Below are 13,501 nucleotides of genomic sequence, written 5' to 3' on the forward strand. Positions count from 1 at the left end.
ATATTCGGGAATAGCCACATGTTTAAAACCTRCATCTTTCAATTTGCTGGCGAAATGTTGCTGTACTTCGTATTCTCCATGTACCAAAAACAGCTGTTTTACTTTAGCCGGGTCCTGACCTGATAAAAAATGCAGTAAATCTTCATAATCGCCATGTGCGCTCATCGATTTTATCGATTGCACTTCGGCTTTAACCTCATATTCATCGCGGAAAATCTCTACAACTTTTTGTCCGGCAATTAACCTGCCACCAAGCGATTTTGGTTCGCAATAGCCCACCATTAAAATGGTATTTTTCTGGCTGTCAATATTGTTCCTGATGTGGTGCTTTACCCTGCCCGCCTCTGCCATGCCTGATGCGGAAATAATTACACATGGCCTGGGATCGGCATTTAAAGCTTTAGACTCTTCTACGCTTTCGATAAAACGCAGGCCTTTAAAACCAAATATATCATGATCTACCTTTAAAGTTTCTTTAACGCCATTATTGTAAACTTCTGGGTGGTTTTTAAGAATTTCTGTTGCCTTTGAAGATAAAGGGCTATCTACATAATAAGGTACATCAGGTAATTTACCTTTTAATTCTAAACCATTTAAGGCATAAAGCAGCTCCTGTGTACGGCCCACAGCAAAAGCTGGAATAATTACTTTTCCCTTTTTTACTTTACAGGTATGATTAATAATCTCTAAAAGCATGTTTTCAATTGGATCGAGATCTTTATGTAGCGAATCGCCATAGGTTGATTCCATTAAGATATAATCGGCCTGATCAAACTGCTGCGGACTTTTTAAAAGCAGGTCGCCATAACGGCCAACATCTCCAGAAAAGGTAATCCGCGTAGGTTTTCCTTCTTCTGTAATGGTAAGATGTACCGCAGCACTGCCTAAAATATGCCCTGCATCAGTAAACTTTAACCGAATTCCCGCCTCAATCTCGAAATCTTCTTCATACTCCACAATTTTCATCAGACTAAGCGTTTTGGTAACGTCTTCATCGGTGTAAAGCGGTTCTTCCATTTCTTCGCCTTCGCGCAGATGGCGGTTAGAAAATTCTGCATCCTGCATCTGGATTTTGGCAGAATCCATCATTAAAATGCGGGCCAGATCCATAGTTGCCGAAGTACAGAAAATTTTACCTTCAAATCCTTCTGCAACCAATTTAGGCAATAAGCCACAATGATCTATATGCGCATGTGATAAAACCAGGTAAGTAACCTTTTTGGCATCGAAACCAAAAAAATCGTTTAATTTATCCGTAACACGGCCCATTCCCTGGAATAAGCCACAATCTAATAATATCTGGGTACCGTTTTTTAAGGTAATAAGGTGCTTACTCCCCGTAACAGTACGGGCGGCACCATGAAAAGCAATGTTCATCAAGATGGTGGTTAGAAAATATATAGAATAAAAATGCCGGATATTTCCGGCACTTCCAATTCTTTATGCATTTATTTCTGCTATTTTATCTTTCACCTTATCGGCTACACCTGTAGCTTTATCTGTTAAACCCGCTAATTTTTCTTTTGAAGCGTCTAATAGATCAGCAAAAAAATCTGATACTTTACCTTTTAAATCGCTTGTCGAATCTGAAGATAATGCCAATGCGATTGTTGCACCAAGTGCTGCTCCAGCTAATACGCCTACTATAATTTTTGTTTCCTTTGTCATAACTTTATTCTTTAAATAATTAAACATTAATTGGCACTTGTTGTTTTGCTTTTATTACAACATAAATCATTCCATTTAAATGAAGCATATTTTTTTTATCGATCTAGACAATACCATTTATTTTACCAAACCAAATGAAGAACAGTTAATGGGTGAGTTATACAATTTCCTGGAAAGTTTGGATTTAGGGATCAGTAAAGAAGATTTTCAGCTTGCAAAACAAGACATGCTTAGAACGCCTTTTCAAAAAGTGGCCAAAAAATATGGCTTTAGCGAAGAATTAATGCCCGATATACTTGCTTATTTGCAAAACCGCCAGGTAACGAAACCATTAAACCCAAGTGATGATTATCATTACATTAAAAGTCTTAAAGGCCGGAAATTTATTGTAACGGCAGGTTTCCCAAAACAGCAAACCTCAAAAGTAAAGATGTTGGGCATTGCTGATGATTTTGAAGCCGTACATGTTGTAGATGTTTCGACCACCAACAAAAAGGAAGCTTTTAAATTGTTGATTGATAAATATGCCTTAAACACGGATGATATTTTAATTATAGGAGACGATGCAGAATCGGAAATTAAATTTGGTCTGCAACTGGGGATAGCTACTTTTTTACTCGATCCCGAAAACCTGCACCCAAATGCCGAAAGCACTTTTAGGGGAACCGATTTAAGCAAGCTTCATGCAGCGGCTGGGCAGTAATATAACCACATTTTTTCTCGTGCTGTCTCCCTAAGGGATAATTATTTCATAAAAATCAATATAAATGAAATTAAGGAGACCCTGGAAAGTATCGTCATTCCCAACTTGATTGGGAATCTTAATGCGTTCGCTAGTAGCAATAGTTTTAACATTGCTTCATGCCTCGCATCAGATTGCTATCGGGTGGCAACCTATCTATTAGGAGAGCGTTTTTCTGCAACTATTTAGGTTTATTCCCGCTTTCCGTTTTATCCCGATGAAGGATCGGGATGTTCACTCCAATCGGGTCTAAGTGGCTTGTTAAGTGGTGCTATTTTTGGCTGGGTGCTTAGCTGCACAAACCTTTGTTTCTAAACCCGGTAGTAACGGCAGCCTCCTCCCGATTTCACATCGGGATTTATCGGAGCTATAGCGGATAATGGGACTGCTGTTCCCGAAGCAATACTGAATGTTCATTTCCAATCCTAAAGCATTAACTGCCTTCTTGTTAGTAAGATTATAAGCTTCTTAAATAAAAAAGTCCCGATTTTCATCGGGACTTATCAATCTATCCTCTACCACCTCTTGATGGTCTTCCTCCTTCAGAGCCGCTTCTTTCACCACCTCTTTGCTGTTGCTGTTGCTGTTGCTGTGGCGCTTCTGTTCTTCTTTGTTCTTGTCTTTGTTGCTGCTGTTGTGCCCTTTGTTGTTGAGCCTGAGCATCACGCTGTGAGCGTTCTTGTTGTTGTTGTTGCGCTTGTTGAGCACGTTGTTGCTGTGCCTGGGCATCGCGTTGTGCTCTTTCTTGTTGCTGAGCTTGAGCCTGCTGCGCACGTTGTTGTTGCATTTGCTCATTTCTTTGCTGTTGCATCTGCGCATCTCGCTGAGTCCTTTCCTGTTGTTGGGCTTGAGACTGTTGTGCACGTTGCTGTTGCAGCTGCTCATTACGTTGTTGCTGTCCCTGAGCATCACGTTGCGTACGCTGTTGCTGRAATTGCTCGTTACGCTGTGCCCTTTGTTGCTCCATTTGAGCGGCACGTTGTTGTTGGTCTACCTGACCACGTTGCTGCGTTTGAACATCGCGCTGTGTACGTTGCTGATCTTGGCTCATACGGTCTTGCTGCGTACGTTGTTGTCTCATCTGCTCCAAACGTTGCTGATCTTGACCACGGTTTACATTTTCCTGTCCGTTTCTTCCGTCTACACCATTGGTATTGCCGCGGTTAACACGTCCATTAGCATCTCTATTATAAACTTCGCCTCTGTTATTAGGCTGATTATTATTATCTCTGCCTATAGTGCCGTTGTTTCTATCAGGTTGTCCGGTACGGTTATCTCCTCTCGATCCAAAACGGTTATCGTTATTATTGCTATTACCGCCTCTTTGATCGCGATTGGTATAACCTTCATTCCTTCCACCCCTGTTAATGCCAGCATTACCTTGCTCAAATTTTCTTGGTGCTGCACTACGATTATCAGCATTACGCTCTGGTCTAGGTCTGTAAATAGATACTTCCCTACTATTAATCCTGCTTGCACCTGGTCTAGAACCTTGCGCATATCTGTAAACGGTTACATCTCTATTAGTTGCACGTCTTATATCTTCTACCCTCGGGCCACCATAATAGGTTCTTCTGTTATAAACATAAGTGTTATTGATAATGGTGGTATTGCGGATATATACATTATTGCGGCCGTAATCATATCTTGGGAAAGTATTGATATAAATATTGCGTTGTGGAATAAAGTTCCAGCAAAATTCTGGCACCGAATATCGACGGCCAAAACTTAGGTTAATACTAATGCTTGGCGCCATTGGAGCCCATCCGTAATAACCATCACCACTTCTCCAATCTACCCAGGCTGGTCCCCAATTGGTATCAGGCAACCAGATCCATTGTCTGTAACTGTTAATTACCCAACGACCATAGTGGAAAGGTGCCCAGCCCCAATCGTAATTGGAAACCCAGGTATTACCGTATTCGGTCATCGCCCAACGTCCGTTTGTATAATATGGCCTAAATTCGCTTTGATCTACATCAGGGCGCCAAACATATCCATATTGAGGATCTTGTATCCAGGTACCATAAGGCGAAAGTTCATCGTAAAAAGTCTGTAAAGAAACATTGCCAGTGCTATAACCATCGTCCTGGTAATCGTTTTGATAGTCTTGTGCCCTGACAAGGGTTGTGGTTCCGGCAAGGAGCGCAAATAGCCCCAGCACAAGTGCCGTAGATTTCAGTGTTTTCATTTGTGTGTTTTATTTTAATAACCTAATGTGTGTGTATCAATTAGAGAACCAAAAATGCAGAAGGTTTAATATGCATGCATAGTTTCTGTGTTTTCCTTCAAATATTGCCCTATGAGGCATATTTAACTAATATTTAACGTTTTAAGCACATTTTAATTGTGCAGAAAATAAGTCAGTTAGAAATAAAATTTGCTACACCTTTGGTTACAAAAGAGATTATATTGCCAGTACTGTAAACTTTAGAACTTAAATTCTATTTATTGTGAGTATTTTTGTAGCATGCAAAAAGGCACTTTATACCTTATTCCCGTACCATTGGCTGAAGAGGTAGCACACAAAACTTTTACCCCTTATTTGGTTGATACCATTAACCAGATTGATACCTACATTGTAGAAAATAGTAAAACAGCCCGTCGGTTTTTGAAAGAGGCTGGTTTAAAAACACCGCAAAAAGATTTGATCGTACACGATTATGGCAAACATAACCGGACAGATTTAGGTCAGTTTTTTGTTGAGCTTGCTGCCGGAAAAGATGTAGGCTTAATGAGCGAAGCTGGTTGTCCCGGCATTGCCGATCCTGGAGCTGATATTGTTGCCGAAGCACATAAACGCGGCATTAAAGTAGTTCCATTGGTGGGGCCAAGTTCGATTTTGCTGGCTTTAATGGCCTCAGGTTTTAACGGACAGAGTTTCGCCTTTTGGGGTTATTTACCGATCGACAAAGAGCAACGTACCAAACGGATTAAAGATTTAGATTTATCGGCAAGCCGTTATAAACAAACACAGATATTCATCGAAACGCCTTTCCGCAACAACCAGCTTTTTGAAGAAGTGCTGAAAAGCTGCAAACCCAATACACAGGTTTGTGTAGCTAGCAATCTTACTGCAGAAGATGAATTTATTAAAACTCAAAGTGTTTATAATTGGCGCAAAGAGGAGATAGATCTTCATAAACAGCCTACCATATTTTTGTTGTACTAGGTTTCCTTAGTCGAGCGTCATTCCCTCGAAGGAGAGAATCTTAAAGCTTATTGCATTACGATTCCCGATCAAGTTGGGGATGACGGACTACGCCATGAGAAATATTAGAATTTCAAAAAATCAAAACATATCCAATCCCACATTGGTTGTTATCATAGCGCTTTGCAATTATTCACTAAATCTTTGAGTTATGAAAAATACGAGCACACCAAAAAACAATCCAACAGTTCAGGGCAGTTCAATAGCTGACAGAGCTAACCACGATGTTAAAACAGATAAAAAAATCCAGGGAATAACCAATGGAGGCGGTCAACGGTCAGATCAAACTTCCAACAAGGACAATCAAAGAAAATACGATAACAAAAAGTAACTATAGGCAACTTAATATACCAAAAAGCTTGTCGGAAGATCCTTATTGAATGAGATTTTCCGACAAGTCATTATTTAACGAATGGTATTTTATTTCGCCATTACATTATAGAAATTATAATCCGTCATAGGGGCACCCGTTATTCCTAAATTATGGCAAATGGTAATGATCTGGCCACGATGGTAGGTACTGTGGTTGAACACATGTAACACATATTCAAAATTCTGAAAGTCGGAAGTAAACCAAGGACTTTGAATTTCTGTTTTCTCATTAAATCTATCTTCACTGATTGCAGTAATATAAACGGCTAAGTTTTCTGACTGTTTCAACAGCGCATTAAAAATATCATTCAAACTTCCATATTCGCGAAATTCGAATTCGGTTTTAGTGAGAATTGAATACCAATACTCCTGTGCCTGTAAAATATGGGCAAGCGTTAACTTCACACTTTTAAAACTCGATAATACTTCCTGCTCCAATAACTCTTCAGGATGATTTTTTAACCAATTTACCAAGGTTAAATTTGCCCAGAAATTATAGTTTGCATAATTTTTCATTAAATACACAAGGGAAGTTTCTTCCATTGTTTCTGCGAATAATTGTTCCTGTACCATGTCTTTTTTGTTTTAGTTACACAAAGAAAATACAGGCGACTGACAACCCTATGGCAGTGTAAAAATCAACATAAAAATATTTTTAAAATAAAGTGTTTTCTTCATTTCAGTTTACATTTCCCATCATGCATTTCCCCCTCTTACCTGATCATCCTGTCAGGAGAAAAAGCAATAAAATATTCTGATCCGGTTTGGATACTAACATTAAGATCTGGCACATTAATTTTAGGTTGTTCCTTAAGCTGTGATAATACGCTTGCTGCAAAATCATGTATCTTTTTTGGGTCTACCTGAACAGAAACCGTAGGGAAGAAATCGTGCTCTATTTCTGCCTTTCCCTGCTCACTTACCTGGCTAAACTTCCACGATTCTTTGGTCCGAAAACCATTTTCGTTGTTGGCATTGTTTAAATGATATAAAAACACTTTCGCCTGTAAGGCTATACTCTCATTTTGCATATTATAAAATTTGGGCTTTTTTGGCCATAATTTGGCAAGGTAAGAAGAATTAACCGGTAGTATGTTTTTTTTGGTTGGTAAGCGACATGGAATTAATCTTGTTTTTCTTTGACGACTCTTATTTAACTAAAATATTATCGATAAAACAGATTGTTTATGTAAATTTTTAAATACAAACATAAATTTAAAACATTACAAAGCATATTGATTATGTTTTCGTGTAAAATTATCCTACAGCCAAAATTAATGTAACAAGTTCTGTTACATTTGTTTATCAGCTCCGAAAGGACTTAACTAACTTAAACTTCATGAAAAATAATCTAAAAAAGATTGCCATCGTTGCCATGGTGGCAGTGGTAATTGCAGCCTGTAAAAAAAATCAGGAATCGATCACTGAGCCTCAAGAAACGGTAAAAAATTCGGACAAAGTTTTGCAGTACATTAAAGACCTGGGCTTCCCTGCAACAAGTATTGTTGATAATGGAAATGAATTTATCGTAGAAGAAGATATTACATTCCCCAAAAACATGGAAATCCCTGCTAATGGCGCTGGCGCTAAAACTGAGCAGTATTATACCGGAAGCATTGTAAACAGCACTAAAAAGCTAAACATTAGAATTTTTGTAGATCCGTCTATGACTTCTATGGGCAGCGAGATCAATAGTGCTATTGCGCAATGGAATGGTGTTCCAAATTCGACCTTACGTTTTAGCGTGGTAACTACAGCACCTTATGATATCCTGATCAAAGATGAAAATTTAGGAAATGGTGTTTGTGGGCAAGGACAGTTCCCTTCGGGAGGAAGTGCAGGTGCTTTGGTTAAAATCAATAAAAATTACATTGCTGGTAATTCGTTTGCCCAACGTGCCAGAACAATATGCCATGAATTCGGTCACTGTATTTCTTTCAGACATACCAACTGGGCAGCTCAGGGCGAATCGACCGCTACAAATGTTCCTGGTGTTACCGGAACGGATGCCTTATCTCTTATGAATGGTGGCCAATGTGGATCGGGTGCCACAGTATTATCGCAAAAAGATAAAGATGCTACTGCTGTATTATATTAAAATTTGCTAAAAAACAACTAAACAAACCTAAACTGGTCTATAAGGAGCTGATAATTATAAGCCCGGGAGCTCATTGCAGCACCCGGGCTTATTCTTTTGACAAGGCAATAATGTTTTTTCCTTCTAAAATCCTCCGCTCGCCATTATGGTTTAAAGTATTAATCATGGCATTGCCCAGTTCGGCCATAGTGCAAAACCCATCTGGATAAACGGCCCTTCCAATAGGAAATAACCAATTGATATATTTATAAAATTTATGGGCATATTTTTGTCCTGGCAGCGGCTTAATAAAACCCGGGCGAAAATTAAACACCTGCCCGAAAGGCAATTTCATTAAATCATGCTCTGTTTTACCCTTTACCTGTGCCCATTTCAACCGTCCATTTTCATTGGTTCCTCCACCGGAAACATAACAAAAAGTCATCCCCTCATTTAGCTTACTTAACGTTTCTGCAACATGCATGGTTAGCGTATAAGTCATTTTGTAATAGATATCGTTATTAACACCTACCGAAGTAATCCCTAAACAAAAAAAACATGCATTGTAACCCGAAAGCTGATTTTCAATCTGCGAAAAATCGAAAAAATCGGGATGGATGATCTCTTTAAGCTTTGGATGGCTATAACCACATGGCTTGCGGTTAATCACTAAAACAGTATCAATTTCAGGGCTGTTTAGGCACTGCATTAATACCCCTTCGCCAACCATCCCAGTAGCACCGGTTATGATTACATTATTCTGATCTCTGGTTTTTCCCATAATATGATTTGCTTAATAAACAAAAGCTAAAAAAGAGGTACTTTGTTTCATTGCTAAGGTAATATAAACAAAAAGAGCAACTGATTAGGTTGCTCTTAAAGTTATTTTACACTGGCTTTCATTTGATAATCTTTAGGTGGTTCTGTTCCTAAAAGATGTTGTACAAAATAATCCCAACGACGACGCATCATATAAGGTGAGTATTCACCATAACCATGTGCACTATTTGGAAAAATAACCAGATCGAAAGATTTATTTGCTTTTTCTAATGCCTCTACAACCAATAATGTGTTGTAAGGCGGCACGTTATCATCCATCATACCATGAACCAACATCAGTTTCCCTTTTAGGTTTTTAGCATAGTTCTGGTTGGCTTGTGCTTCATAATCGGCGTTTTCTACCAAACCATTGTAACGTTCGCCCCAATCGTCCTCGTAGTTTCTATTGTCATGATTACCTGATTCGGAAATTCCTACTTTAAAGAAATCCGGATAACGGAACATGGCCGCAGCTGTGGCAAAACCTCCGCCCGAGTGTCCCCAGATACCGACTTTTGTCGTATCAATAGGATATTTAGCAGAGAGCTGCCTGATAGCCGCTATCTGATCGGGTAAAGTATTCTCAGCCATATTGCCATAGCTCATATCATGAAAACTTTTAGAGCGGTCTGGGTTACTGGTCCCTTCTATTACCACTACAATAAAGCCTAGCTCGGCCAAAGCCTGATTATCGCCACGTGAGGCAGCAAAAGACCAACTGCCTACGCTACCACCCTGAGGACCTGGATAAATATAATCGATAACTGGATATTTCTGGCCAGCATCCATTTTTGTCGGTGTGAAAACCAGCCCGTAGATATCAGTTTTACCATCCTTGGCTTTAACAGAAACGGGGATAGGAGCTTTCCAGCCTGTAGCAGTTAACCTGGATACATCTGTTTTCTCTAAGGTGTTGATCAGTTTTCCGCTGATACTTCTTAGAACCGTAACGGCTGGTACATCTGGTTGTGAATAAGTGTCTACAAAATATTCGAACGATGGAGAAAATACCACCTGATGATTACCTTCTTCGGGGGTTAACGATGCTAAATTTTTTCCATCGAAACCGATTTTGTATAAATGGCTGAAATAAGGATTTCCTTTTTCGCGGCCGTTGGCCATGAAGTAAAGCGTACGTGTTTTTTCGTCTACTTTAACTAAACGGGTAACTACGAAATCGCCTTTCGTAATCTGGTTCTTCAATTTTCCATTGGTAGCATCATATAAGTATAAATGACCCCAGTTATCTCTTTCCGAATACCAGATAATCTCTTTAGACGCAGGAAGGTAACGCCAGTTGATGGCTCCCTGACCAGATTCGTATTGTGTTTTTACCGTTTCTTCGAAAACTTCGCGAACGGCCCCTGTTGTGGTATTGGCAATACGGAATTTTTCATTTTTATGATCGCGGGAGGTGGACAGAAATGCTACTTCAGTGCCATCGGCTTTCCAATCGATATCATCAAAAGTACCACTGCTCGAAATATCATCACTTAAGGTAGCACGGTGTTGATCTGCAGGGATGTTTAGCGAAACCATCTTCGCGTTTTCTACATCAATCACCACTCTTCTAATGGTTGCAATCTGTTTATCGCCTGGTAAAGGATATTTCCAGGCTTTTAATACTGGCGCGCCCACATTTGTGGTTACCAGATACATATCTTTCGAGTTTCTTTGGTCTTGTTGGAAAGTGGCTATCTTTTTCGAATCTGGCGACCAGCGCAAAATTGGCGCATCGCTATGTTTCCATCCTGCATTATCGGTAGCATAACCATAATCCTTAATGCCGTCAGTGGTCAATTGCGTTAATTTTCCAGTGGCTATATCTTTAACAAAAAGGTTATAATCTTTAATTAAAATGGCTTTTTTTCCATCGGGAGATAGAACTTCATTCCGGCTGGCCCCACGTCGAGATGGTGTTGCACTGCCTTTATAATCGGTAGTTAAAGTTTTTGTTTTCTTTACCGGATCTACCAAAAAAGTCTGTTCAGTGCCATTCGTTTTAGTAGTATACCAGAATTTATCATGCTCCAGCCAGTTAGGTTGCACGCTGGCATGGTCGATATACTTTGCGGTATTATAGCTCATAAAACATTCCGCCCTTTCGTAATCTTTAACGGTTAGGGACTTCTGCTGAGCATTTGCGGTAATGGCCAAAGTACAAGCCGTTACGGTAAGCCAATATTTATTCATCATGTTAGTTAATCTTGCGCTAAAAATAAGACTGTTTTAGGAAATGATTAGTATTAATCATGATACAAATTTAGGTGGTATATCGTTTTTAACCACAAAGAATACGGAGAGAGGCGTGAAGGGCACAGCGCTGGGAGTATAGCTTTCCACAATTTTTTTTATCATACAATTTATTTTGCACCATGTTAACCCTTTGGTTACCTTTTGGTTACCCTGGACGTTTACCTGAAAGATATTTTTGATAATAGAAATGTGTAAACAAGGTTATTCTTGTGAGCCGTTGGTCGCCAGAAAGAGCAGCAAGGAGGTTATAAGATCTCTATATAACCATCTGTTCCGTTAACTCGAATACGCTGCCTGTCTTTGATCAGTTTGGTGGCATTTTCTACGCCAACCACCGCCGGCAGGCCATATTCTCTTGCAATCACGGCACCATGTGTCATTAATCCCCCAACTTCGGTAACCAGGCCTTTTATTGAGACGAACAATGGGGTCCAACTTGGGTCGGTAAATGAGGTAACCAGTATATCTCCATCTTCCAGATCGGCATCTTCCATGTTTAGGATTACGCGTGCCCGTCCTTCAATCATTCCTGAAGAAACCGCTAAACCTACAATTGCCTCTGCCGGAAGGTTCTCGCGATTGTATTTACCCGTAATAACTTCGCCATCAGAGGTAATTACCCGTGGCGGCGTAAGTTTCTCGTATTTGCAGTACTCTTCTTTTCGTTCAACAATAAGCTGGTAATCAACTTGATGCGTGCGTACCACTTCACAAAGTTCTTCAAAAGTGAGGTAATAGCTATCTTCCTTTTCATGAAAAACATGAGCATCTACGAGTTTTTCGACTTCTTTTAGTAAAGCCTCCTTATAAACAAAAAAGCGGTTAACAATACCGTATTTGGGATATTCACGATAACCCGCAAAATTCCGGAGCAGACTGATCATTTGCTTTGTTTCCAGGGCTTTTTGTTCACCATCTGGTAAATGAGCCAATCTACTCAATAATTCATTTTCCTTTTTTAAAGCTTCCTGTTTCCCCTGCTCAAATTTTCGTTTACCAGCATTGGGCTCAAAGTTTTTGATATTGCTAAGGATTAAGGGAATTAATATCGATGGTTTTTCGCTCCAGCGTGTGTTCGTAATATCAATTTCTCCCGCACACCGCATTCCGTATTTTTCGAGATATGCATAGATTGCATTCCGCGTTTCCTTTCCACCATCAAATTGAATCAGGTCATCTAAAAAATTATCCTCCTTTCCCTCTTGTAAATAATTAATGATCTCTGGATAAGGACGGATTACATCTGCAACATCCAATAATGCCAAGCCCATTTCTGAAGTAATGTTGTTGGGTGCCGACTGAGACAATGTATCTGCCGGATTTTTTTCACCCAACCATTCTTCCATCTTTTCATTGAGCCAGGATGAAGCATTCATCGCGGCTATAATCACCCCCATATGTTGCGAATCAAATATCATCTTCTTTGATCGCTCGATGTCTTCCAGGATAAAATCAAAAAGACCTGGTCCTGATTTCGTTTGGATGTTTTGTTTTAGTGTTTCTACTGACGCCTCATTAGTTTTGATCAGACCAGCAACGATAGCAGGGTCGTTTCCTATCTGCGTTAAAATATCGGCAGCCGACAGGCCCTTAGTACTCTTGACCAGCACTGGTCCTTTTCCATCATCTGGTAGTTGTTTTATAAAGTCGCCTCTTTCTGTGATGGTGATCAATGCATCTTTTATGAGCGGATCATGTTGCCCCATCGCATCTAATAAATTCGTCCTCCCAGCTGCGGTGGCCAGACTATCCGTTACATCTACAAACAACCTTCCGCCAGCACTAAACATTGGCCTGGCTGCCCTTAACTGCCATAACGATAGCCCTAATGGCTTCATGGCATCAGTCATCATTTGCTGATGTCCGACAGATATGTAAACATGGTTTCCCTGATCGTTCCCTTCGGGGATTGGGTATAATGTAGTGATTGGCCTACTCTGAACAATATAAAACCTACCATCAGCCAAACACCATTCGATGTCTTGTGGRTGGCCGAAGTGCTCCTCAATCTTTCTACCCAGCTGCTCAAGCTGTAAAATCTGTTCATCTGTAAGCACTTGACTATTTTGCTCTCCAGCTGAAAGCCCTTGAGATTTTGTACCACCGTCTTTTAAGGCATAAATAGCCAGTTTCTTAGTTGATATTTTTTTATTGATAATTCTGCCACTGCACACCTGATAATTATCGGCATTTACCAGGCCCGAAACCATGGCCTCTCCTAATCCAAAACTGGCATCAATAGATAACATTCTCCGATTTCCTGAAACCGGATCTGCCGTAAATAATATTCCTGCTGCCTGCGGAAAAACCATTTTCTGAACAACGACAGATAATTGCACTTTCCAATGGTCAAAAC

Annotated in this window: 12 protein-coding genes; 4 read left to right on the plus strand and 8 right to left on the minus strand. The window is 39.9% G+C overall.

Annotated features, from left to right (window positions below; genetic code table 11):
* Both AC1DPQ_RS04210 and AC1DPQ_RS04215 read right to left on the minus strand, forming a co-directional pair.
* Positions 1-1,377: MBL fold metallo-hydrolase RNA specificity domain-containing protein (locus AC1DPQ_RS04210; protein ID WP_477608078.1), on the minus strand; the 1,377-nt coding region annotated here is incomplete at its 3' end.
* A gap of 63 nt (positions 1,378-1,440) precedes the next feature.
* The gene (locus AC1DPQ_RS04215; RefSeq protein WP_230146651.1) at positions 1,441-1,695 is read right to left on the minus strand and encodes a YtxH domain-containing protein; all 255 of its coding nucleotides are present in this window, start codon (positions 1,693-1,695) and stop codon (positions 1,441-1,443) included.
* A 52-nt stretch (positions 1,696-1,747) separates the two neighbouring features.
* On the opposite strand from AC1DPQ_RS04215, the gene AC1DPQ_RS04220 reads away from it, so the two are divergent.
* The gene (locus tag AC1DPQ_RS04220; protein WP_477608080.1) at positions 1,748-2,371 is read left to right on the plus strand and encodes an HAD family hydrolase; all 624 of its coding nucleotides are present in this window, start codon (positions 1,748-1,750) and stop codon (positions 2,369-2,371) included.
* A 547-nt stretch (positions 2,372-2,918) separates the two neighbouring features.
* Here AC1DPQ_RS04220 and AC1DPQ_RS04225 read toward each other — a convergent pair.
* Positions 2,919-4,601 (minus strand): DUF6600 domain-containing protein, encoded by a 1,683-nt coding sequence (locus AC1DPQ_RS04225; protein WP_477608082.1) that lies wholly within the window; start codon positions 4,599-4,601, stop codon positions 2,919-2,921.
* A gap of 279 nt (positions 4,602-4,880) precedes the next feature.
* Between AC1DPQ_RS04225 and AC1DPQ_RS04230 the strand changes: the two genes are divergently transcribed.
* Together AC1DPQ_RS04230 and AC1DPQ_RS04235 are read left to right on the plus strand one after the other, a co-directional pair.
* Positions 4,881-5,582 (plus strand): SAM-dependent methyltransferase, encoded by a 702-nt coding sequence (locus AC1DPQ_RS04230; RefSeq protein WP_029274984.1) that lies wholly within the window; start codon positions 4,881-4,883, stop codon positions 5,580-5,582.
* 190 nt (positions 5,583-5,772) lie between these two features.
* Entirely contained in the window at positions 5,773-5,952 is a 180-nt protein-coding gene (locus AC1DPQ_RS04235; RefSeq protein WP_057931837.1) for a hypothetical protein, read from the plus strand.
* An 89-nt stretch (positions 5,953-6,041) separates the two neighbouring features.
* Here AC1DPQ_RS04235 and AC1DPQ_RS04240 read toward each other — a convergent pair whose 3' ends face one another.
* Both AC1DPQ_RS04240 and AC1DPQ_RS04245 read right to left on the minus strand, forming a co-directional pair.
* Positions 6,042-6,566, minus strand: coding sequence for a DinB family protein (locus tag AC1DPQ_RS04240; RefSeq protein WP_051691638.1), 525 nt, complete (start codon positions 6,564-6,566; stop codon positions 6,042-6,044).
* Between the two features lie 140 nt (positions 6,567-6,706).
* Positions 6,707-7,024: a hypothetical protein gene (locus AC1DPQ_RS04245; protein ID WP_029274987.1), complete on the minus strand. Its 318-nt coding sequence runs from the start codon at positions 7,022-7,024 to the stop codon at positions 6,707-6,709.
* 308 nt (positions 7,025-7,332) lie between these two features.
* On the opposite strand from AC1DPQ_RS04245, the gene AC1DPQ_RS04250 reads away from it, so the two are divergent.
* Complete coding sequence (locus AC1DPQ_RS04250) at positions 7,333-8,091, plus strand: M57 family metalloprotease (RefSeq protein WP_477584335.1); 759 nt, start codon at positions 7,333-7,335, stop codon at positions 8,089-8,091.
* 88 nt (positions 8,092-8,179) lie between these two features.
* Here the strand turns inward: AC1DPQ_RS04250 and AC1DPQ_RS04255 are convergent, their stop codons facing one another.
* From AC1DPQ_RS04255 to ppsA, 3 genes are all read right to left on the minus strand, one after another.
* Positions 8,180-8,851: an NAD-dependent epimerase/dehydratase family protein gene (locus AC1DPQ_RS04255; RefSeq protein ID WP_477584337.1), complete on the minus strand. Its 672-nt coding sequence runs from the start codon at positions 8,849-8,851 to the stop codon at positions 8,180-8,182.
* Between the two features lie 101 nt (positions 8,852-8,952).
* On the minus strand, positions 8,953-11,085 hold the full coding sequence (locus AC1DPQ_RS04260; protein WP_477608084.1) for a S9 family peptidase: 2,133 nt from the start codon (positions 11,083-11,085) through the stop codon (positions 8,953-8,955).
* Between the two features lie 305 nt (positions 11,086-11,390).
* On the minus strand, positions 11,391-13,501 hold a 2,111-nt coding region (ppsA, locus tag AC1DPQ_RS04265), incomplete at its 5' end, for a phosphoenolpyruvate synthase (protein ID WP_477608086.1).

This window comes from Pedobacter sp. 01T416_2, assembly GCF_056398925.1.

Coding starts and splice junctions, on each gene's coding strand:
- AC1DPQ_RS04240 (WP_051691638.1), bottom strand. CDS start 6,566: ATGGTACAGGAACAATTATTCGCAGAAACAATGGAAGAAACTTCCCTT.
- AC1DPQ_RS04230 (WP_029274984.1), top strand. CDS start 4,881: ATGCAAAAAGGCACTTTATACCTTATTCCCGTACCATTGGCTGAAGAG.
- AC1DPQ_RS04215 (WP_230146651.1), bottom strand. CDS start 1,695: ATGTTTAATTATTTAAAGAATAAAGTTATGACAAAGGAAACAAAAATT.
- AC1DPQ_RS04220 (WP_477608080.1), top strand. CDS start 1,748: ATGAAGCATATTTTTTTTATCGATCTAGACAATACCATTTATTTTACC.
- AC1DPQ_RS04250 (WP_477584335.1), top strand. CDS start 7,333: ATGAAAAATAATCTAAAAAAGATTGCCATCGTTGCCATGGTGGCAGTG.
- AC1DPQ_RS04255 (WP_477584337.1), bottom strand. CDS start 8,851: ATGGGAAAAACCAGAGATCAGAATAATGTAATCATAACCGGTGCTACT.
- AC1DPQ_RS04245 (WP_029274987.1), bottom strand. CDS start 7,024: ATGCAAAATGAGAGTATAGCCTTACAGGCGAAAGTGTTTTTATATCAT.
- AC1DPQ_RS04260 (WP_477608084.1), bottom strand. CDS start 11,085: ATGATGAATAAATATTGGCTTACCGTAACGGCTTGTACTTTGGCCATT.
- AC1DPQ_RS04235 (WP_057931837.1), top strand. CDS start 5,773: ATGAAAAATACGAGCACACCAAAAAACAATCCAACAGTTCAGGGCAGT.